Origin of the sequence: Pseudoalteromonas sp. 0303, from assembly GCF_013349995.1 — a bacterium.
Lineage (GTDB): Bacteria > Pseudomonadota > Gammaproteobacteria > Enterobacterales > Alteromonadaceae > Pseudoalteromonas.
Genome location: NZ_JABVXF010000007.1, coordinates 49,053 through 69,461, shown reverse-complemented (window position 1 = coordinate 69,461; position 20,409 = coordinate 49,053). Strand labels below are relative to the sequence as shown.

At 40.7% G+C, this 20,409-nt stretch carries 21 protein-coding genes; 10 read left to right on the top strand and 11 right to left on the bottom strand.

Annotated features, from left to right (window positions below; genetic code table 11):
* Window positions 1-3: 3 nt before the first annotated feature.
* Entirely contained in the window at window positions 4-441 is a 438-nt protein-coding gene (locus tag HUS62_RS06840; RefSeq protein ID WP_175078971.1) for a GNAT family N-acetyltransferase, read from the bottom strand.
* A 69-nt stretch (window positions 442-510) separates the two neighbouring features.
* The gene (locus HUS62_RS06835; protein WP_054561870.1) at window positions 511-1,254 is read right to left on the bottom strand and encodes a sporulation protein; all 744 of its coding nucleotides are present in this window, start codon (window positions 1,252-1,254) and stop codon (window positions 511-513) included.
* Window positions 1,255-1,475: 221 nt separating this feature from the next.
* On the opposite strand from HUS62_RS06835, the gene HUS62_RS06830 reads away from it, so the two are divergent.
* From HUS62_RS06830 to HUS62_RS06820, 3 genes are all read left to right on the top strand, one after another.
* A complete protein-coding gene (locus HUS62_RS06830) occupies window positions 1,476-3,047 on the top strand; it encodes a cation:proton antiporter family protein (RefSeq protein WP_175078970.1) in 1,572 nt (523 codons plus the stop codon).
* 286 nt (window positions 3,048-3,333) lie between these two features.
* Window positions 3,334-3,615, top strand: a complete 282-nt coding sequence (locus HUS62_RS06825; protein ID WP_175078969.1) for a hypothetical protein — start codon at window positions 3,334-3,336, stop codon at window positions 3,613-3,615.
* A 137-nt stretch (window positions 3,616-3,752) separates the two neighbouring features.
* Window positions 3,753-3,968 carry a DUF3820 family protein gene (locus HUS62_RS06820; RefSeq protein ID WP_062564309.1) on the top strand — a complete coding sequence of 72 codons (216 nt, stop codon included), beginning with the start codon at window positions 3,753-3,755 and terminating at the stop codon, window positions 3,966-3,968.
* 112 nt (window positions 3,969-4,080) lie between these two features.
* Here the strand turns inward: HUS62_RS06820 and HUS62_RS06815 are convergent, their stop codons facing one another.
* The 6 genes from HUS62_RS06815 to ilvY all read right to left on the bottom strand — a co-directional run bounded on the left by HUS62_RS06815 (window position 4,081) and on the right by ilvY (window position 9,589).
* A complete protein-coding gene (locus HUS62_RS06815) occupies window positions 4,081-5,328 on the bottom strand; it encodes an ATP-binding protein (protein WP_175078968.1) in 1,248 nt (415 codons plus the stop codon).
* Window positions 5,329-5,334: 6 nt separating this feature from the next.
* Entirely contained in the window at window positions 5,335-6,027 is a 693-nt protein-coding gene (locus HUS62_RS06810; protein ID WP_054562019.1) for a response regulator, read from the bottom strand.
* Window positions 6,028-6,041: 14 nt separating this feature from the next.
* Window positions 6,042-6,428, bottom strand: a complete 387-nt coding sequence (locus tag HUS62_RS06805) for a DUF3019 domain-containing protein (protein WP_054561875.1) — start codon at window positions 6,426-6,428, stop codon at window positions 6,042-6,044.
* Window position 6,429: 1 nt separating this feature from the next.
* The gene (locus HUS62_RS06800; protein ID WP_175079019.1) at window positions 6,430-7,263 is read right to left on the bottom strand and encodes a MipA/OmpV family protein; all 834 of its coding nucleotides are present in this window, start codon (window positions 7,261-7,263) and stop codon (window positions 6,430-6,432) included.
* 167 nt (window positions 7,264-7,430) lie between these two features.
* The gene (locus tag HUS62_RS06795; RefSeq protein WP_175078967.1) at window positions 7,431-8,480 is read right to left on the bottom strand and encodes a GGDEF domain-containing protein; all 1,050 of its coding nucleotides are present in this window, start codon (window positions 8,478-8,480) and stop codon (window positions 7,431-7,433) included.
* A 206-nt stretch (window positions 8,481-8,686) separates the two neighbouring features.
* Window positions 8,687-9,589, bottom strand: coding sequence for an HTH-type transcriptional activator IlvY (ilvY, locus tag HUS62_RS06790; RefSeq protein ID WP_175078966.1), 903 nt, complete (start codon window positions 9,587-9,589; stop codon window positions 8,687-8,689).
* A 146-nt stretch (window positions 9,590-9,735) separates the two neighbouring features.
* Here ilvY and ilvC point away from each other — a divergent pair, with 146 nt between their 5' ends.
* The 4 genes from ilvC to HUS62_RS06770 all read left to right on the top strand — a co-directional run bounded on the left by ilvC (window position 9,736) and on the right by HUS62_RS06770 (window position 15,387).
* Window positions 9,736-11,208: a ketol-acid reductoisomerase gene (ilvC, locus tag HUS62_RS06785; protein WP_062564305.1), complete on the top strand. Its 1,473-nt coding sequence runs from the start codon at window positions 9,736-9,738 to the stop codon at window positions 11,206-11,208.
* Between the two features lie 143 nt (window positions 11,209-11,351).
* On the top strand, window positions 11,352-13,265 hold the full coding sequence (locus HUS62_RS06780) for a methyl-accepting chemotaxis protein (protein WP_175078965.1): 1,914 nt from the start codon (window positions 11,352-11,354) through the stop codon (window positions 13,263-13,265).
* An 84-nt stretch (window positions 13,266-13,349) separates the two neighbouring features.
* Window positions 13,350-14,534: a tetratricopeptide repeat protein gene (locus HUS62_RS06775; protein ID WP_175078964.1), complete on the top strand. Its 1,185-nt coding sequence runs from the start codon at window positions 13,350-13,352 to the stop codon at window positions 14,532-14,534.
* The gene (locus HUS62_RS06770) at window positions 14,521-15,387 is read left to right on the top strand and encodes a M20/M25/M40 family metallo-hydrolase (protein WP_175078963.1); all 867 of its coding nucleotides are present in this window, start codon (window positions 14,521-14,523) and stop codon (window positions 15,385-15,387) included. Before HUS62_RS06775 ends, HUS62_RS06770 begins: the two co-directional genes overlap by 14 nt.
* On the opposite strand, the gene HUS62_RS06765 is transcribed toward HUS62_RS06770, so the two are convergent.
* Window positions 15,388-15,705: a GIY-YIG nuclease family protein gene (locus tag HUS62_RS06765; protein WP_062564301.1), complete on the bottom strand. Its 318-nt coding sequence runs from the start codon at window positions 15,703-15,705 to the stop codon at window positions 15,388-15,390.
* 117 nt (window positions 15,706-15,822) lie between these two features.
* On the opposite strand from HUS62_RS06765, the gene HUS62_RS06760 reads away from it, so the two are divergent.
* A complete protein-coding gene (locus HUS62_RS06760; RefSeq protein WP_054551724.1) occupies window positions 15,823-16,185 on the top strand; it encodes an outer membrane protein assembly factor BamE in 363 nt (120 codons plus the stop codon).
* A 41-nt stretch (window positions 16,186-16,226) separates the two neighbouring features.
* On the opposite strand, the gene HUS62_RS06755 is transcribed toward HUS62_RS06760, so the two are convergent.
* Together HUS62_RS06755 and HUS62_RS06750 are read right to left on the bottom strand one after the other, a co-directional pair.
* A complete protein-coding gene (locus tag HUS62_RS06755; protein ID WP_055197025.1) occupies window positions 16,227-16,553 on the bottom strand; it encodes an RnfH family protein in 327 nt (108 codons plus the stop codon).
* Window positions 16,550-16,990, bottom strand: coding sequence for a type II toxin-antitoxin system RatA family toxin (locus HUS62_RS06750; protein WP_054561884.1), 441 nt, complete (start codon window positions 16,988-16,990; stop codon window positions 16,550-16,552). The genes HUS62_RS06755 and HUS62_RS06750 overlap by 4 nt, the downstream gene beginning before the upstream one ends.
* A 133-nt stretch (window positions 16,991-17,123) precedes the next feature.
* Between HUS62_RS06750 and smpB the strand changes: the two genes are divergently transcribed.
* The gene (gene smpB / locus HUS62_RS06745; protein WP_054551727.1) at window positions 17,124-17,603 is read left to right on the top strand and encodes an SsrA-binding protein SmpB; all 480 of its coding nucleotides are present in this window, start codon (window positions 17,124-17,126) and stop codon (window positions 17,601-17,603) included.
* A 264-nt stretch (window positions 17,604-17,867) separates the two neighbouring features.
* Window positions 17,868-20,393, top strand: a complete 2,526-nt coding sequence (locus HUS62_RS06740) for a TonB-dependent receptor (protein ID WP_404936067.1) — start codon at window positions 17,868-17,870, stop codon at window positions 20,391-20,393.
* Window positions 20,394-20,409: the final 16 nt, after the last annotated feature.

Below are 20,409 nucleotides of genomic sequence, written 5' to 3'. Positions count from 1 at the left end.
AGGCTACTTCAAACACATATCTTGATGTGGAATGCCATCTTCTAGGTAATCATCGCCCACATTTTCAAAACCAAATTGCTGATAAAACCCTGTTAAATAACACTGAGCACCAATCATAATCGCTTTGTCAGGCCAATGCTTTTTACATGTGTCTATCGCAGTTTGCACCAGCTTGGTTGCGAGTCCTTCACCACGAAATTGCTCTGCTACCAGCACACGACCAAATGCGCTAAATTGCTCATTCTTTTTATAGCATCGTGCATAGGCTGCCACTTGTTGATCTTTAAACAAGAACACGTGCTGGGTCAGTTCATTGTTATCCACTTCGTCAATTTCTGGGTAAGGACAAGTTTGTTCTACCACAAATACATCAACCCGCGCCCGTAAAATGGCAAATAATTCATCTTTACTGAGTTCACTATAACTTTTAACAGAAAACATAACTCTCCTTTTTGAAGACAAAAAACCCAGCCGTAGCTGGGTTTTAACTCGCTATTCAGTCGTTAATCTTTAAGCAAATAATCGCTCTAGCTGATCACACAGCTGCGACAGATTTACATGATCATGCTCAATGGTTAAATCGACATAACCATCCCCTCTAAAGGCACGATCAAGTTCAATGAGTACATGAGTTTTGTGCGCTTCAGGAACAAACGACAACTCTATCTCTTGTAGACCAAATAGGCTTCGGCTGTTTGGTCGATACTCTAGCTCTTGATAGCATCCCGAATGTGATTGAAATGTAGGTGCTCTTAAGAAGCCTTTTTCAACATCCGCTTTTACTAAGCTAAAGCCAAGTCTATCCATCGCTTCCATCAACGTGCTTACAGCATCGTTAGGATAAATATGAAGTGCATCACGATCAGTTGGATCAAGTGCTAAATCAATATCCAAGCCTGTTTCAAGCCACACATGTGATTGGTTATAACCAGCATTAATTTCAGTGATCGGTGTTTCTGAATGCAGTCGCGCTTCAAATGGAATATGTTTTTCAGCACCTGCTGCAATCGTGCCGATATCTGTAATTCGCCACTTTTCAATTACATGGTTTGTAAAATACTCACCATCTTCACCTTCGACTTTAACACGTGTCATCAGTGCTAAGTCTAAACCCGATATGTCTTGATCAACATCGCCGCCTTTAATAACAATAACGGCATTAAATTTTTGACCCGGTTGTAAATGCTCTGTCTCAAGTACAGTGTCAACTTTTGCTGCACCAATACCTACTGATGCAAGGATTTTCTTAAACATCTTTTCTCCTTAAGCCAGCTTCTAACCTATGGCTTAAATTCCTTTGTTAATGCATCTTAACCACAATTAAAAGCTAATGTCAGCGAAAAAATGATGCTTTTGGCGGATTAATCAATAAATCATGTATAAGTGCTTATTTTTTGAACTCTTACTGTCTGATATTGTTTTCCTACTACAAATATTTCGCTACACTTCTAACAAATGAAGTCAAAAGAAAAACTATGGAACTAATCTACTTTGCTACCGCGTTCGTTTGTGGCTTTGCTGTTTATCAGTTAAAGCTGCCACCTCTTATCGGCTTTTTATTAGCGGGTTTTGCACTCAACATATATGGATATAAGACAACCGAGCTGCTGAATACGTTGGCAAGCTTGGGTGTTACTTTGTTATTGTTTAGCATTGGTCTTAAGCTCAAAGTATCAAACTTAATAAAACCACAAGTTTGGGCGCCCGCCTCAATGCATATTGTTTTAAGCAGTACGCTATTTAGTGGTTTTATGTTGTTGCTAGGTGCCCTTGCACTGCCTTTATTTAACGAGCTTACTTGGCAAAGTGCATTGTTAGTCGGCTTTGCTTTTAGCTTCTCAAGCACCGTTTTTGCTGTAAAAGTGCTTGAAGAACGCGGTGAAATGGCTAGCCTCCATGGTAAAATCGCCATTGGTATTTTGGTTATGCAAGATATCTTTGCCGTTGTCTTCTTAGCCATCAGCACAGGTAAAGCACCTAACATTTGGGCTTTGGCATTATTATTGGGTTTACCTATTTTACGCCCTGTGATGTTTTGGGTATTAAACCGCTCAAAGCATGGTGAGTTATTACCCCTGTTTGGTTTTTTCTTTGCGCTAATTATTGGCTATCAGGCCTTCGAATTTGCAGGCCTTAAAGGTGATTTAGGTGCGTTGATTATCGGTATGATGTTCGCATCGCATAAAAAAGCCGGTGAATTATCAAAGTCACTCCTTAATTTAAAAGACGTGTTGCTGGTTGGTTTTTTCTTAAATATTGGTTTGAATGCAGAGCTGACCAGCCATGCCGTGATTGTTGCACTCATCATTATTTTAGTTTTGCCTGTAAAAGTTGCACTTTATTATGTGCTAACAAACGCCTTCAAATTACGTGCTCGTACTTCACTATTAAGCGCGTTTAGCTTAGCTAATTACAGTGAATTTGGTTTAATTGTCTGCGCCGTTGCGGCCACCAGCAATATGATCACATCTGAATGGCTAGCCGTCATGGCTATCGCTGTGTCAATCACCTTTATACTCGCATCACCATTAAATAAACGCTCGAATGAAGTGTATGTAAAAATAGAACATTGGCTACTAAAATTTGAAAGCGACAGCCGTCTTGCAGAAGAGCTGCCAGTTAATCTAAATGACACTAAAATCGTGATCTTTGGTATGGGTCGAATTGGTACAGGTGCCTATGAAACAATCAGCCAAACTCACCCTAACCTTGTCGCTGGTATCGATATTAAGCCGGATGTTGTTGATAAGCATATTAAACGTGGCCGCAGAGTGTTACTTGCTGATGCCACTGACCCTGACTTTTGGCAGCGGGTAAACCACTCACATGTAGGTATGGTGATGCTTGCAATGCCAAAACACATGCAAAATATTTTTGCCTTAGAGCAACTGCGTGCTTCTGGTTATGAAGGTCAAGTTACAGCCATTGCAAACTACCCAGATCAGCAAAAAGAACTAGAAGATATGGGGGTCGACTCTACTTATAACTTCTATTTAGAAGCTGGTAGCGGCTTCGCAGAGCATGTAAAACAAAAACTTTTCTCTTAATGTAAAAAATAATTCTCGGTACCTTTTCATGGTACTGAGAATTATTTTCACTGTATTCAGTTAGTTGGCTAACTAGTTTTCACAACAAACCAAATCAGTCCCTCTATTGGGTCAAACTTATTTACAAAGCTTTACATCCAGATTAGCAATCAGGCTAAAAAAAAGAGTAGAATTAATTTCAAGGTGCTTAGCTAAGTATCTATTTTTAGCACAAAAAAGTTTAACAGTGTGGTGTAGTACCGCTGTTTTTTAATTCAGCACTGTTAGATGGATTGAGGTTGTTTAAATGAAAAATAAGTTTACCAACGAATTTTTAGCAAACACGGATGATGCACGTGCTGGGAAACTTTCAGATATTCAGCAGCAACTTGATGAGTTACAAAATAATGGCGTGACTGCAATGGATATCAGAACAGTGCTATTCAACAAGATGCTCGATGTATATCAAGTACCAAGCGATCATTTTCTTCGTGACGGTGAGACACCAGAACGAATCGACGACCCAGCTATTGTCGTTAAGCTAAATAAACTTGGCTTCACGAAAAAGCGTCGTCACCAGCTTCACTAATACGCCGTAATTAATTAGTGGTTGTTATTCTGAGGGCCTACATCCCTCACTAAATAGGCTGTTTCTTGCCCGTCACAGCCTATTTTCTCTCCTCTTTTTACCGTATCATCTAACTTTAAAATTTCTTTGAGATAAAGATGGATACAGCTCAACTCAAACGCGCCATAAATACTAAAATGCCATTTGGAAAGTATGCTGGCCGCCCTTTATTGTTGCTGCCAGAACCTTATTTAGTGTGGTTTAAACAGCAAGGATTTCCTGATTCCCAGTTAGGTGCACAGCTAGCAATGATGTATGAAGTGAAGCTCAATGGCCTTGAAAAAATGCTAATGCCATTATTAGATGAAAAATAATTAAACTTTTTTCGAACTTTTATAATTAAGTGCGGTCTATTACTTTGCTACTTGTTTATTTTTGGTTTTAATATTTAAAAAGCGCCCCAGGCGCTTTTTTTATGTCTGCAATTTAAAGCGAGTTACTTTTAAACAAATGAATAGTAAATTTAGCTCCACCTAATGGTGAGTCACACACCTCAGACTGCCCTTGATGCCAACTAACAATTTTAGCAACAATGGCAAGCCCTAACCCAAAGCCGCCAGTTTTCTTGTCACGACTTTTATCTAAACGAGTAAATGGCTTAAAAATACTTTGCCACTCAGATTTAGCGATCCCTGGGCCGTCGTCTTCAACACTTATTTGTATTGAATCCCCTAATTCTTCAACACTTACATGAATTTTATGGTTTGCGTATTTTTGTGCATTGCCCAATAGGTTTTGAATACAACGCGCCATAAAATGCTCGTCACACTCGTAGTAAAGCTGCTTGGGTGCAGTCAATGCTACCTCTATATCTGTAGCAAACTCGAGTTTATTCACCACACTATTGATAAGCGCTGTTAGGTCACAGGAACGGGGCTTTAAGCTTGGTTGGTGTGAATCAAGTCGTGCGTATTCAAGCATTTCTGACACCAGTGCTTCAAGCTCTGTAATATCAGCCTGCATGTTATCAATGTAAGTGTAGGATTTTTCATTCTCGATTTGCTCTTCGAGCATGGCAACAGCAAACTTTAAACGCGCAAGGGGCGTTCTAAACTCATGAGAAACGGAAGAAGTTAGTTCTTGCTGCGCAGCCAGTAGATACTGAATACGCTCTTGCATCGCGTTTAGGGTATCAGTAATCGGCAGAAAAAATGATTTTGAAGCATCGTGAAGCTCAAAGTCTTGCGATCCTCCTACAGCTTCACAGGCGAGCGTCAATTTATTAAAGTCACGCCAAAGTAACAGGCTCCAAAGTCCAATTGGCAAGCCAATTACGGTCAATAATAAAAAGTAAGGCCAAACGGAGCTAAAGTTGGGGTTCTCAATAGAAAGTGGGCCTACTTGCAAAAGCTGAGTGTTATTGAGGGCTATGTACCAAACGACTTTTTGCTCTTGGTTAAACAAATATAGGTAGTGCTCAGTTTGCAACTGCGTTTTTAGGTCACTTGGTAAAGCAAGGTCGGTGAGATTAATTATCTCGCTTTCGAATTCTTGCTGGAGTGTCGCTAAACCATTTTCAGTTTGGCTTAATAACCACAGAGATTTACCAAATTCTTGGTCAAGGGCTATTTGTTGTTGGGTTTCTTCGTAGGGCCATAACTGCTCTATGACCCCACTAACTAGAAACAGAGAAACTATTATATAAAGATATAAGCTAGCAAATAGTTTCCCCATTAAAAATTACATATCCCATGCGTCAGATACAAAAAGGTAACCCTGTCCCCAAACTGTTTTAATTCGGTATGGTTTATCACTGTTATCACCTAATTTCTTACGGATACGCGATACACGTACGTCAACGGTTCGGTCTAAACCATCATATTGACGACCAATCATGTGTTGATGAACATGCTCACGACTTAACACTTCACCAGCATTTGACGCAAGCAACCAAAGCAGCTCAAATTCATGAGAAGTCAGTGTAATTTCACTGCCTTTAAGTGTAACAATGCGGCTAGTTTTATCAATGGTTAAATCGCCAAAGCTAAGCTCTTCTGGCGCTTTGTTTGTAGCTTGACCGCGACGTAACAATGCATTGATACGTGCTAACAATACACGAGGTTCTGCAGGCTTAATTACATAATCATCTGCGCCAAGCTCAAGGCCAATCACTTGGTCAAAGTCCTCACCTTTAGCTGTCAGCATTAAGATAGGTAAGCTAAATTTATCACGTACCTGACGGCAAACGCTAAAGCCATCTTTACCCGGTAACATGACATCTAAAATCATTAAATCAACTGGGTTGTTTTCAAGGTATTCAAATACTTCGTCGCCGCGTTCAAGGACCGCAACATCCAACCCATTATGTTGAAGGTAATCACGTGTTAACTGCTGTAAGCCGAGATCATCTTCAACAAGTAAAATCTTTGCCATTGGTTGCTCCTGAATTAAAAAAAGCTCCACGGTGAGCGTAATCTACGCCTCGTTGTTTTTGCTTCGGTGCTTTGCACTTCGACTTTTGCGGTCGCAATTTTGCTCCCCGTGTGCGGATTGACTAAGGAGTATATTGTTTCAACCTGAACCCGCGCTTTATGGCTGTAAAGCCCTTTTTTGCTGTCGTTCCAGCATTGAATTTGTTGGTTATTTTGAAACAAACACAGATCTTGAGGCAGCTGTGTTTGCCAGCTGATTTTTAACTCAAGATCACAAAATTCGTGCTGTTGTAATACAACACACACTTTTGGCGTGATATCAAACTGAGTCGCTTGCGCATGGCTTGGGGTAACCCAAATAACAGCAACAAACACACACAGACTAAAAACAAAATACTTCATATTAAAAAATATGATTGAATCCTATAAATGCAGTCATCGAGTACGTGTGTTCAAAAAGCGGACTGTCATCCACGGCTGAGTAGTCATAATATGCTAAATGAAAACGAAGAGAGTTAGCCTCACTCAGGGGCCAACGGGCGTCGATTTTAGCATAAGGTTGCCAACTACTGCCAACATCTATTTCCCCATATGAGGACTCTTTAGCCGATAAACCATAAAAATAATCATTTAGTCTGGCTGATTTGTACCAAACCCCAAGGCTAGGTGCGACAGATAGGTTTCCTATTCGGTGATGTGATTGCCATTGTAAAGCACTACGAAGGCCTTTATAAACGCCCGAAACATCGGCTAGTGCCTGTAAAGAAATAACATGATTATTATGAATATAGTGATAGCTTAAGCCAGCATCTAATGCCCATCGTCTTTTTTTAATATCGTTCGTAGATACTGACTTTTCTGCCAGTTCATTACTGGTGGTCGATTCAACAATAAAGCTATTCGATGTTTGCAGTGCGAAAACATTGCTAGGGTGAAAATCTATAAAGAAACGAGTCTCAGGGTTGAACTCGGTTACGAAATTAACAACATGAGTATCGCTTTCTTGGAATGAATAACCTAAACGGCCATTATCAAAGAACCATTTTTCACCATAAAAAGCGATTTCAGGCAGCACAATTAATGGTAAGTTATTACCACCATGAAGTGGGTTCGTGATCACCCCAGCTCCCGTATTAATACTTAGGTGCCACTGCTGGGTATCGATCTGTTGATTTGCCACACGGCTTTCACGTTCAGTGCGCGTTGAGTCATCGGCGCTTGCTTGACTTACTAGCATGCCTATCAAGACATAAACCGCTGCGCACATCCTGATCGTTTGAGATTTCATTGTTATTTTACGACCAAAGGGGTTTTGCAATAAGAGCATAATATCAAGATGTGAACAAACTGTCGTTGCAAGGTTACAACTATTCACAAATTTGATACATATATCGGTTAAGTTTGTTACTCTTCGACGATTTCGATACGATTTCGGCCATGCTCTTTGGCTAAATAGAGTGCTTTATCGGCTTTTGCTATGAGTTGTTCTGGATTACTATTTTTAGCTTTTATAGCAATACCAAAGCTAGCAGTGACTTGGCTTAACACCTTATTAGATTTAGGCTCTTTAATCTGTAATTTAGCGACAGCATGACGCAGCTGCTGAGTAAAATTAGTCATGTCACTTATACTTGCAAACTGTGCGGTGAAACAAAACTCTTCACCACCATAACGATAGGCCTGACCAACACTAGATACATGTTTAAGTAGTTTTGCTGAAACTGCACGCAAAACTTGGTCTCCTTTTTGATGACCAAAAGTGTCGTTAAATTGTTTAAAGTGATCGATATCAACCATAGTAAGAACAGTTACTTCAGCTAAGTCATTGGTTTGACAAAACCGCGTGATATCTTCATCAAACTTACCGCGGTTATAAAGCCCTGTAAGCGGGTCTTTTTCGGCTTTACTTCTAGACCTGACAAGCTCTTGTTTTAATTCTGTAATTTCTGAGTAAGCCAGCGCAAGCTGATTTTGAAAATCTTGTGCACGACTTTGCAAAGCTGCCGACTCATCACTTAAGCGCTCGACACAATCAAGTACATCATCAAAGCCCCTTTCCTGACTTATATCTGCACTAGTTAGTGTGTCACGGCATTCTTGCAAAGCTTGGTTGAATTCAGCTGAGTAACTAAGTGCTTCATTGATATCTTGATGCACTTTACCAACAACATCATTAAAGCCGCCAGATAGCTGATAAAATAGTGCCAAGTCGTCCCGAGATAAGTACTTGTTGAAAAGGTGCTTTGCCTGCTCATGACTGCAGGTATTGTATTTTTTAATAATACTATCAAGCTCTTTGTTTAAGTCTTGATTCTTTTCGCTAACATAGCAATACCAAAGCGCATAATTAAGCGGTGTAATTGGCATTTTGTATTTTACCATTAAAGGAATTGCGAGCTTCAAACAATGGCTCGAGTAGCTTAAAGAGTGTTCGGCTTGCGCTGAAAGTATCATGAGGCTAGGCCATGAAAGTTTTATTATTTTAAAATACGGTATCAACCCCATTAAAAAAATCAATGAAAAAGGATTTTACAAACGTAAAACCAGCAAAAACCACGAATATTTTTTACAAAAACCAATACTAAATAATTAATTTAAATTAAGCCATTTGTATCAACATAATATAGTTAGCAATAAAGTGTTAGTGATTAGCTCTTAAGCTAGATTGCTTGCTGAGTAAGTGATTGAGCAATACTCCAAATTGCGTTAAGTGCCGGATCATGTCGCTCTTTATTTAAAACAGCTAGACCAATTTCAAATCCTGCAATAGTCTGCTCCGCATCACTCACTATTTGTACTTTATCTTTAAGTGGGCTGTTATCCAGTACAATTTTGGGCACCATGGCAATGCCTAAACCTAAGCTCACCATAGAAACCATGGCTTCGTGGCCAGCAACCTGCGCATAAATTCGGCCATGGATATTTTTTTTACGCCACCACTGCTCAAGTCGCTGCCTAGATAAACCCTGCTCAGCAACAATAAATTCTAAATCTGACCAATCAATTTGTTCATTAGCAGATAGCTTTTCGCTGATCGGGCATGCTATTTTTGGTGCTATCAATACTAATGGTGAGTAACCAACGCTGGTAAAGGCTATTTGCCCCGGTAACTTCATAGGTTTTGCAGCAATTGCCATATCTTCATGGCCGTCTAAAACACGATTAATTGCAAGAGCGGGATCACCTGTATTGAGGGTAATTTCAATATATGGATGTTGCATTCGCAGTTGCTCAAGTATTTGGTGTAAAAAGCTATAAGAGGCGGTTACTGAGCAATAAATACTGACATTGCCATAAACATGCTGTTGCGGCTCTTGTACGTTAGCCTTAAAACGGTGCCAGTTAGCAAGCGTTGCATTAGCGTACTCAATAAATGACTCACCTTCGCGGGTTAATTTGACAGTGCGATTATCCCGATTAAACAGCACTACCCCAACTTCTTCTTCAAGTTGCTTGATGTTGCGGCTCAAAGTTGGCGCACTGATATGGCAAAGCTCACTGGCTCTGGCAAAGTGCAGCGTCTTAGCTAACGCCAAAAAGTAATTAAGATGTTTGTGATCCATATCGCCACCATTTCATTTTATGAAATACTTTAATTCAAATATATCATTTTACGCAAGGTGAAAAATTGCATAGTGTTAATACATACAAAGAACACCACGTCGGTTCTTTGATTTTCTAACAAAATTGTATTTATAGGACACTAACAATGGCGAATTATTTTAATACTCTTCCTTTAAGAGAGCAGTTAGCGCAATTAGCGCAGTGTGAATTTATGGACCCAGCAGAGTTTGCTGATGGTGTAGACGCTTTAAAAGGGAAAAAACTCGTTATTGTCGGTTGTGGCGCACAAGGCCTTAACCAAGGTTTAAATTTACGTGATTCAGGTTTAGATGTTTCTTATACACTTCGTGAATCAGCGATTGCTGAGCGTCGTCAATCTTTCTTAAACGCATCTGAAAATGGTTTTACTGTAGGTACTTATGAAGAACTTATTCCAACAGCAGATGTTGTATTAAACCTAACGCCTGATAAACAACATACGGCTGTTGTAACTGCCATCATGCCGCTAATGAAACAAGGTGCAACACTTGCTTATTCACACGGCTTCAACATTGTTGAAGAAGGCATGCAAATCCGTGAAGACTTAACAGTAATCATGGTTGCACCTAAGTGCCCTGGTTCAGAAGTACGTGAAGAGTACAAACGTGGCTTTGGTGTACCAACATTAATTGCGGTTCACCCAGAAAACGACCCTCAAGGCCATGGTTTAGCGCAAGCTAAAGCATATGCAGCAGGTACCGGTGGTCATCGTGCGGGTGTACTAAAATCATCATTCATTGCAGAAGTTAAATCAGACTTAATGGGTGAGCAAACGATACTATGTGGCATGTTGCAAACAGGTTCACTACTTTGCTTCGATAAAATGGTGGAAAAAGGCATTGATGCAAGCTACGCGTCAAAGCTAATCCAATACGGTTGGGAAGTGATCACTGAAGCACTTAAGTATGGTGGTGTGACTAACATGCTTGACCGCTTATCAAACCCAGCAAAAGTGAAAGCATTTGAATTAAGTGAAGAACTTAAAACAATTATGCGCCCGCTTTATAACAAGCATATGGACGATATCATCAGCGGCGAATTCTCTCGTGGTATGATGGCTGACTGGGCTGAAGATGACGCAAAATTACTAGCATGGCGCGCAGAAACTGCCGAAACTGCATTCGAAAAGCAACAAAATACCGACCAAGAGATCAGCGAGCAAGCATTCTTCGACCAAGGTATTTTAATGGTTGCAATGGTTAAAGCAGGTGTTGAGCTTGCTTTCGAAACCATGACTGCCGCAGGTATCATCGCTGAATCTGCTTACTATGAATCACTACACGAAACGCCGCTTATCGCAAACACCATTGCTCGTAAGAAGCTTTTCGAAATGAACCGAACTATTTCAGATACTGCAGAGTATGGCTGTTACTTATACAACCACGCGTGTTTACCGCTTCTACAAGACTTTATGAAAGACATCGACACTGATGTGATTGGTAAAGGACTTGATAGTGCTAGCAACCAAGTTGATAACCAAACCTTGATTGCCGTGAATAAAGCACTACGCGAGCACCCGGTTGAAATCATTGGTAGCAAGCTACGTGGTTACATGTCAGCAATGAAGAAAATTGTTTAACCCTGGAAAGTAAGTTTCGCTTGTTAGAAACCAAGCCCAATTGCTTATATGCTTTGGGCTTTTTTTTGTCCCTACATTGATTCGTCATCTGTAATGTGTATGCTAAATTTACTGACTTAAATGTTGTAAACTAAGACACTTTCATGGCGTTAAATCAACTCACCATTACTAAAAAAATTACACTGCTTGGCAGTTCAATTGCCCTCATTGTTGCTGCGTTAATCGGCGCAACAGCGATATACAGTGCAAAACAAATCATCGAACAACGAATGATTGAATCTGAGCTACCTAGCAAACTTCAAGCTATTGATAACTATATTACTCACGATATAAATCAAATGATCAGTGCAGCTGAGCAACTCTCTAGTAACGAATTTGTATTAGAGTGGGCGCGTTCAGGCAATACTGATGATAAAACACTACTAAAAGAACTTAACCGCCTTGTTAAGCAATACGATTTAGCAACAGCTTCGTGGGCTAATCGTGAGACCGCACAATATTGGAACCAAGACGGCTTCTTGCGCGTTTTAACTAAAGAACAAGATGGTTGGTTTTTTGCGTTTACAAACACCGCACAACCTTTTTCTATCAGTATCTATCAAGAATCACCGACTGATGTGAAAATGTTTGTAAACCACCAGCAAACCAACGGCATTGGTTTAGCAGGCCTTGCTAAAAGCATTGACGATATGCAGGCTATGCTGCAGCGCTTCCAAATCGAAGAAACAGGTTTTGTATTTGTTGCCGATAAAAACGGCCTCATTCAGCTACATAAAGACGAAAACAAAGTCGCTAAAGCTAAGTTGGATGACGTTTATAAAACGGGTATCACGCGTACTCTGCTAACGCAAAGCGACTTCAATTTACAAGAGATTGTTCTCAACGGAGAAGCAACCTTAGTGGCTGCAAGTCCAATTAAAAACACCGATTTATTTGTTATTGCCCAAGTACCTAAGCACGAAGTGTTTTCGAGTATTCAGGTTTTACAATGGCAAATCATCAGCTTTGCAATAGTGATTGCGCTGATCGCAAGTTTTGCTGGTTTAGTGCTTGCACGCACGCTTTCATCGCCGCTGTCGAAAATGGCTGAGTTATTCACCCGTTTAGGCTCTGGTGATGCTAACTTAGCATATAGACTTCCTGACTCTGAGCAGCCAGAACTTGCTAACTTATCTGCAGGCTTTAACCAATTTATCTCTAAGATTGAAACTGCAATTAGTCAAGTAGCTCAAGAGAGTAGTGAAATCAGACAAAGCGCTGATCATGTATTTCAGCAAGCACAAAAGAACTCAGAAGCGCTTGATAATCAAAAAGAGCAAACTATCTCGGTTGCTGCGGCAATTAATGAAATGGGTGCGACAGTGCAAGAAATTGCCTCAAGCGCATCGAACACGGCTAAGCTCACTGAGAATAGTAAGCAGAACACTGAACAAAGCCATACTCAGGTAACGCAAAGTAAAGAAGCGATAATAGAGCTGGCATGTGATATCGATAATATCACCGAGCAAGTAAACGAGTTGGCAAATAAAACGCAAGCTATCGCCAGTATTGTTGACTCTATCAGGGGTATTTCTGAGCAAACCAACTTGTTAGCACTTAATGCGGCGATTGAGTCTGCTCGTGCGGGTGAGCACGGCCGAGGCTTTGCTGTTGTAGCAGATGAAGTAAGAGCGCTTGCAAATCGCACTTCACAATCAACAACTGAAATTCAAACTATGATCAGTGAACTTACCAGTACCTCTGATTTAGTGGTTAATCATATTAATCACTCAAAATCACAAGCTCAATTAAGCGTTGATGCAATGCAGAACTCTGTTGAATTACTTAATGCCATTAACGATGCTGCCAATGAAATAAACGATATGGCAACCTTAATAGCAACTGCGACCGAAGAGCAAAGTAATGTTGTGGCAGATGTCGGTCGCAATATTGAACAAATAAGTGACATTAGTGACAACGTCATGCGTGAACAAATTGACAGTGAACAAGCAATCAAAGACTTAGCGAACAGTGCGCAAACCCTTGATGACCTTGTTGCGACATTTGATAAACGCTGACACGTTTTGTAACAGTTAACCCTGCCCCTTTTTCATTCACGGCCTATACTTAAATGGTATTAGGCCATGATTTAAGAGGGTCAGATGAAATTATCTAGCATTGTTTTAGCCTCAAGCTTTTGCTTATTAACAGCGTGTAGTAGTACAGAAAATAACACCGCTCCCCCACCATTTGCTTTGACGCAAAGTAATACGTTTACTCAAATCCCAGTTGAAACTCAACAAGAGATTTTTGCATTAAGCAAACATGTAAAAGAGCAACTTGATAGTGCTTTTCCAAAAGACAGCCGTTCATTGCAAAGCACTAAACGTTTGCTGAAGTTCCTGTTGCAAAATGGCGATGCGTCTTTATCTTATCAATCTGGTGCGACCTTAACCGCTAATCAAGCCTACTCAAATTTAAACGCCAACTGTTTATCGTTATCGATTTTAGCCTATAGTCTTGCTGACTACCTTGGCCTTGCAGGACAATTTCAAAAAGTGCATATCCCAGAATATTGGGCACTTGATAATGGCTTTAATTTACTCACAGGCCATATCAACTTAAAAGTAAGTGAAGCTCAAAAACTGGTGGTAAATAGAAAAGTCATTTACCCAGAAGAGCGCTCTTTAGTAATAGACTTTGACCCTAACAGCCGCCAAGAAGCGTTTAAAACTAGCAACATCAATAAAGCCCGCATCACAGCAATGTTTTATAACAATAAAGGTGCAGCTGCGATGCTAAAACATGATTATGATACTGCTTTTAGCTATTACAAGGCGGCAGTTGATATTGATAGCAACTACTCAGGTGCATGGGGCAACCTTGGGGTATTATTCAGATTAACGAGTGACTATCAAAATGCAGAAACAGCCTACCAATACGCGATTAGTTTAGATCCAGACAACAACACCGCATTAGGCAATTTAGCAAGACTCTATAACCTGACCGATCGTAAAGAGCAAGGTCAAGCTATATTAGCCAAGCTTGATAAAAAGCGCCAAGCAAACCCGTATTATCATATTTCTTTAGGAAATGACGCCTATACAACCGCCCGTTATCAAGATGCCTTAAAGCACTACAAAAAAGCCCGTGACTTAAATCCAACCCTGCATGATACTGATTTTGGTTTAGCGAGAACCTACTATCAATTGGGTGACTTAAAGCTGGCTAAAAAATATTTAACTATGGCAAACAATAAAGCAGACTTTGATCATGATAAACAGCGTTACGAAAGTAAATTACAAGCGCTTCGCTCGCATACTGCAAAGCTTATTGATTACCGCTAGTGCTGTACTGATAAGCACTGGGCACGCTTTTGCCAGTAAAGACTTAGAACAAGACATAATAACGCTAACATCGGCTCAATTTGCAGGGCGAAAAACGGCGACTCAAGGCGCTCAGTTAGCCGCAGAGTTTGTTTCTGAGCGCTTTACCTCACTTGGCTACACTGTTGATGAGCAAAGTTTTACTTATCAATCAGGATTCTTTGGCAAGGCTACTGGGCGGAACATTATTGCGTCCCAAAATAGCCGCTGTGAAAACTGTAAAAAAGTTATTTTTACTGCCCACTATGATCACCTAGGGCAAAAAGGCAGTCGGCTTTATCCTGGTGCTAATGACAATGCCAGCGGCGTTGCCGCTTTACTTTATTTAGCTGAGCACTTTGCACAAAGCCCCCAGCCCTATCAATTAGTTTTTGTTGCAACCGATGCAGAAGAAAATGGCCTACATGGTAGCGAGTACTTGGTATCAACACTTAATAAAGACGAAATCAAACTTAATATTAATTTAGATATGCTCGTTGTAAACCCACGAAAACCGCGTATCTATGCGTTTTTAGATAAGCAATCACTAGCGCAATATCAAACTGACATTAAAACCCTATCTGATGAGCAGCTAACCTTTATGGCAACTAGCTCGTCAGCGAGGCTGAATCGATTATTTGATCTCAAAGTTGATTGGCGCAGAGCAAGTGATCATTATTCATTCGCTAAAGCCGGGATCCCTTACATTTATTTTGGCATCGGACACGATAAACATCATCATCAAAGCACTGACACAGCGGCGCACATCGACTTTACATTGTTCGAATATGCCATGGCGAAGATAGCCCTATTTATTGAAAAGCTTCCAAGTTAGCTATTTGGGTAGTTCAGAGGTTAAAACAAACTGTCTTTTTTGTGCTTTGCTGAGCTTTTTTACGCTTATTTCAAGTTTAGTTGCTTCACTACGATTACCTACCTGCTGTTGATAGATAAGTGTTAAAGGCCCTTTGCCTTTGAGGTTTTTAGCCCCTTTTCCCGCTTGATGCTGCATAAAACGCTTTTCAACGTTAGTGCTGATCCCAGTGTACCAATGACCTAAACGTGTTTGCACTATATACAAATGCCACAGAGCCTCTGAATTTTCGTTGTTTTTTATAGGCTGCTGTAAACTTTCTGGGTTTGCTGTGGTCAAATCTGTGCCTCGTGATTGTTAATCGCATTTCAGTAAAAACAATTACTGAAAAGGGTTTTACCTTCTGTGACTAATCGGTATCATGCAGTGTATAAAAAATAAGGATTCAAACAAATAATGCAGTCGTTTAAAACTTTTTCTTTTTGGTTAGTACTTACCCTTACTTTAAGTGCTACAGCAGGGTGTTCAAGCTGGGTTTACCGAATCAACATTCCTCAAGGTAACTTCTTAGAGCAATCAGATGTAGATAAGCTTCGTGTAAATATGACTCGCGAGCAAGTACTGTATGTACTAGGCAAGCCAGTAGCTGAAGACTCATTTGATAAAAATACCTGGCACTACCTGTACGTATTCAACCTTGGTCGTAGCAACGAGCAACGTAAGTCACTCACTATTAACTTTGAAAACGATAAGCTTGTTTCGTTGTCAGGAGACTATGAACAACCTAGCGAATTTAATACGCCGCTTGAACAAGAGTAATAGCAGCGCAAATTATTAAGGGTAGCCTAAGCTACCCTTTTTTATGCTTTATTTAAAGGGCGACCGCCCGTCACTTTGTTGGCTCGGCCCTCTTCTTTGGCTTTTTCAGCCCGGCGTCTGCGTGCATCCTTTGGATCAGCAATAAGCGGTCGATAGATTTCTATGCGATCGCCATCTTTTACTTCTTGATGCAGTTTACAAGTACGATTCCAAATCCCAAGCGTTAGGTTATTTGCGTCTATTTCAGGGCACTTATCAATAATACCTGACTTAATCACCGCTTGCTCAGCTGTAGTGCCTACTGGCACTTCTACCAGCAAACTAGTTGCCGTTGTAGGTAAGGCAAAAACCACTTCAACAGTGATCATGGGCGAACTCCATATACAGTTTTAGCGCGTTGTGTAAATGCATTAACCATGTTCTTAGCGACTTCGTTAAATACTTTACCGAAAGCCATCTCAATAAGTTTACTAGCAAATTCAAACTCAAGGTGAAGCTGAACTTTACATGCTTTATCGTCCAGCGGTAAAAAATGCCATTTACCTTGCAGCTTTTTAAATGGGCCGTCGACTAAGCGTAGTGCAACAGTTTGCTCATCAATAAAGGTATTTTCGGTAGTGAACCACTTTTTTAAGCCGGCTTTTGAGATCTCTAAACTGGCCGTCATGCCACTGGCTTGTTGTGTAACGATTTTTGCATCTGAGCAATGTGGCAAAAACTCTGGATAAGCATCAACATCATTCACTAAATCAAACATTTCTTTGCTGCTGTACATTACAAGCGCACTTTTTTCTATTTGCGGCATACTCACTCCCAACTTTGTCGGCGAATTTTAGCAAGCTTTGGCTATTTCCCCAAATTTTAGTAACACGAAAATATCTGCAAAGCCTTAAAAAAGCGATGTAAAAACACTGTTTTTACGTATAATATGAGCCACTATGGCTAAGAAAAAATCATCTAAATCGACAAGTAATACCATCGCGCTTAACAAAAAAGCGCGTCATGAGTATTTTTTACACGATAAGTTCGAAGCAGGGGTTGAACTACAGGGCTGGGAAGTAAAAAGTATCCGAGCTGGTAAAGTAAACATCTCTGAGACTTATATTCACATTAAAAACGGCGAAGCATTTTTACTTGGCAGTCAAATTCAGCCTCTCAACAGTGCTTCTACTCACGTAATTTGCGATCCTTTAAGGTATCGTAAGTTACTTTTAAATAAGCGTGAAATCGATCGTCTTATCGGTGCTACAGAACGCGAAGGTTTTTCATTAATCGCGACTGCAATGTACTGGAAAAAATGCTGGGTGAAGTTGGAGTTCCACCTTGCTAAAGGTAAAAAGATGCACGACAAACGTGAAGACGGAAAAAATAAAGATTGGGCGCGTGAAAAAGAACGCCTGATGAAACATAAAGCTTAATTTATGAAATGAGCCTAACCTTTTTGGTAGGCTCGTGCCCCTTACTAGTCCTGACTTTCCCTACTTAAGAACTTAACCCCTTAATAAACCCATACTTTTTTGCTATTTCATTCGCCACCATTTACATGATATCAATCTTTATCGTGATTAATTCACAATACTTTCACAATTATACAAGGATTGAAATATATGAAGAACACCCATCGCTTTATACAACGACCTCTCTATGCATTTACAGTTGCAGCATTAGCAGGCACAAGTTTTATGTCAGTTGCTGCAGAGTCAGACGGAGCTGATAAGGTCGAACGTATTGAAGTTACAGGTTCTCGCATTAAGCGCTCTGACATTGAAGGGCCATCACCGGTTCAATCAATCAGTCGTGCAGACATCGATAACATGGGCTACGACAACCTACAACAACTATTAGAGCGTATGCCAGTCGCCGGTAATGGTACTTTCTCTACTCGCGGTAATAACCAAGACTCTACAGCTAATGGTGCTGCTGCAGTCAGCCTTCGTGGCTTAGGCTCAGACGCAACATTGGTACTTATTAATGGCCGTCGTGTATCTATTAGCGCCTTTGCTGAAAGCATTACTAATTCGTTTGTTGATATCAACTCAATTCCTGTCTCTGCAATTGAGCGTATCGATATTTTAAAGGATGGCGCATCAGCTATTTATGGTTCTGATGCAGTTGCAGGTGTAGTTAATATTATCTTAAAGAAAGATATTAACGGCCTAGAGGTAAACCTTGGATATGGTGGCACTGATGGTCCTAACTACGAAGAAAAAACAGCAAGCCTAGTTTGGGGCACCAGTACAGAAAAAAGCAGCGCATCAATTATTATTGATTACTTTAACAACACCGCTCTCTCTTCTGATGAAATGGGCCGCCTAGGTACAGCAAACCAAGAACCATACGGTGGTATGGATTTTCGCTCATCCCGTGGCTTCCCGGGTTACTTTTATGTAGATGGTGAAAAAACCATTGATCCGGCCTGTCCGGCAGAAAATGCAACTGCAAGTGGCAGCTGCTTATTTGACTACGGCCCATTTGGTTATGTAACCCCAGCATCTGAGCGCGTCGGTGCTATCTCACAATTTGAATATAACTTCGACAACGGTATTTCAGCTTTCTTAGAGGTTGCAGTACAACATAATACGTCGCAAGCAGCAGGTGCACCAACGCCTCTTGATGAAGATGCCGGTTTAACTGTGCCAGCAAGCCATCCTAATAACCCATTTGGTCAAGATATCGAAATTGGTCGCTATAGAACGGTAGATGCCGGCCCTCGCCAATGGGATATTGAATCAGATACGCTGCGTTTTGTTGCAGGCCTAAAAGGTGAGATCAGTGACTGGAGCTGGGAAGCAGCAGTTCAAAAAGGTCGCAGTAAATCAATGCAAACCGGTGACAGAAGCCAAGGTTGGGTGCGCACTGATTTCTTACAACAAGAAATCGATGCGGGTAACTATAACCCATTTGGTGGCACCTATAATGACCAAGCAGTGATTGACCGTATCACGACAAGCTTAGTACGCCGTGGTGAGTCTCATATGACTTCATTTGATGCAAATATCAGTGGTGAAGCATTTAGCTTTGGCGATGATGTAGTAATGATGGCTGCTGGTATTGAATACCGTGAAGAAGATGTAAGCGATATTCCAGACGACCAATTTCAACGTGGGTTAATCTTTGGTACTGAGTCTGTCTCAGCCGCTGCAGAACGCGATCAATACGCAGCTTATATTGAGTTTTCAATTCCGTTAGCAGATAACCTAGAACTGCAGTTAGCGGGTCGATACGATGACTACAGTGATTTTGGCTCAACAACAAACCCTAAAGTAGCTGTTCGCTGGGCACCTACAGATTCAATCACTGTTCGTGGTTCGTGGGCTCAAGGTTTCCGCGCGCCTTCATTGGCACAAATTGGTTTAGGTCCATCTGAAGAGAGTCAGTTCTTTGTAGATACTTACCGTTGTCAGGCAACGGGACAGGATTGTAACGCTCTAGATTACAATATCCAATTTGCAGGTAATCCGAACCTTGAAGCTGAAGAATCAGAGTCATGGAATGTGGGTTTCATCTGGGCACCAACTGCTGAATTTGGTTTTGGAGTCGATGTATGGAGCATTACGCAAGATAATAAGATTGACGAGCAAGAGTTCGGCCCTATCTATGATAACAACTGTAATGACCAAAACAGCACTGTGTGTGTACGTTTAGCACCACAAAATGGTCAGAGTTTAGGTGTAATCCAAAAAGTTTACAGCACCTTTGAAAACGTCTCATCACAAGAAGTATCAGGTGTCGATGTATCGGCTAACTACACACATGCGATGAACGATTACGGCTTCTTAAAATTCAATTTAGAATGGGCTTACCAAAACGAATTTAAGAAAGATGGCCGTGATTACACTGGCGAGTATCGTTATCCTGAAAACCGTTGGATTTTCTCAACAAACTGGGAAATGGGTGACTTCAACACTAATGTGAACGTCAGTTACACGGGCGAGTTTGAAGATACGCCAGATATCGACTTTGACGGTAATTTAGACTTTGATAGCAACACATCACGTATGGTTGATTCACAAACGCTAGTTGATTTACAAACTGCTTATAACTTCTCAGAGAAAATCAAACTTTCTGTGGGTGTGAATAACGTGTTTGATGAAGATCCTCCGTTTGCAATCGGTGATGGTGATGGCGACTTATATGGCTATGTATCAAGCGTACATAACCCACGTGGTCGTTATTTCTATACTAAGCTAACAATGCGCTTTAACTAATATCGTTGAGCTTAAA

What these genes read in the sequence shown, in the direction of transcription:
- HUS62_RS06840 (WP_175078971.1), bottom strand. Translation starts at nt 441, where the DNA reads ATGTTTTCTGTTAAAAGTTATAGTGAACTCAGTAAAGATGAATTATTT.
- HUS62_RS06835 (WP_054561870.1), bottom strand. Translation starts at nt 1,254, where the DNA reads ATGTTTAAGAAAATCCTTGCATCAGTAGGTATTGGTGCAGCAAAAGTT.
- HUS62_RS06830 (WP_175078970.1), top strand. Translation starts at nt 1,476, where the DNA reads ATGGAACTAATCTACTTTGCTACCGCGTTCGTTTGTGGCTTTGCTGTT.
- HUS62_RS06825 (WP_175078969.1), top strand. Translation starts at nt 3,334, where the DNA reads ATGAAAAATAAGTTTACCAACGAATTTTTAGCAAACACGGATGATGCA.
- HUS62_RS06820 (WP_062564309.1), top strand. Translation starts at nt 3,753, where the DNA reads ATGGATACAGCTCAACTCAAACGCGCCATAAATACTAAAATGCCATTT.
- HUS62_RS06815 (WP_175078968.1), bottom strand. Translation starts at nt 5,328, where the DNA reads ATGGGGAAACTATTTGCTAGCTTATATCTTTATATAATAGTTTCTCTG.
- HUS62_RS06810 (WP_054562019.1), bottom strand. Translation starts at nt 6,027, where the DNA reads ATGGCAAAGATTTTACTTGTTGAAGATGATCTCGGCTTACAGCAGTTA.
- HUS62_RS06805 (WP_054561875.1), bottom strand. Translation starts at nt 6,428, where the DNA reads ATGAAGTATTTTGTTTTTAGTCTGTGTGTGTTTGTTGCTGTTATTTGG.
- HUS62_RS06800 (WP_175079019.1), bottom strand. Translation starts at nt 7,263, where the DNA reads ATGCTAGTAAGTCAAGCAAGCGCCGATGACTCAACGCGCACTGAACGT.
- HUS62_RS06795 (WP_175078967.1), bottom strand. Translation starts at nt 8,480, where the DNA reads ATGATACTTTCAGCGCAAGCCGAACACTCTTTAAGCTACTCGAGCCAT.
- ilvY (WP_175078966.1), bottom strand. Translation starts at nt 9,589, where the DNA reads ATGGATCACAAACATCTTAATTACTTTTTGGCGTTAGCTAAGACGCTG.
- ilvC (WP_062564305.1), top strand. Translation starts at nt 9,736, where the DNA reads ATGGCGAATTATTTTAATACTCTTCCTTTAAGAGAGCAGTTAGCGCAA.
- HUS62_RS06780 (WP_175078965.1), top strand. Translation starts at nt 11,352, where the DNA reads ATGGCGTTAAATCAACTCACCATTACTAAAAAAATTACACTGCTTGGC.
- HUS62_RS06775 (WP_175078964.1), top strand. Translation starts at nt 13,350, where the DNA reads ATGAAATTATCTAGCATTGTTTTAGCCTCAAGCTTTTGCTTATTAACA.
- HUS62_RS06760 (WP_054551724.1), top strand. Translation starts at nt 15,823, where the DNA reads ATGCAGTCGTTTAAAACTTTTTCTTTTTGGTTAGTACTTACCCTTACT.
- HUS62_RS06755 (WP_055197025.1), bottom strand. Translation starts at nt 16,553, where the DNA reads ATGATCACTGTTGAAGTGGTTTTTGCCTTACCTACAACGGCAACTAGT.
- HUS62_RS06750 (WP_054561884.1), bottom strand. Translation starts at nt 16,990, where the DNA reads ATGCCGCAAATAGAAAAAAGTGCGCTTGTAATGTACAGCAGCAAAGAA.
- smpB (WP_054551727.1), top strand. Translation starts at nt 17,124, where the DNA reads ATGGCTAAGAAAAAATCATCTAAATCGACAAGTAATACCATCGCGCTT.
- HUS62_RS06740 (WP_404936067.1), top strand. Translation starts at nt 17,868, where the DNA reads ATGTCAGTTGCTGCAGAGTCAGACGGAGCTGATAAGGTCGAACGTATT.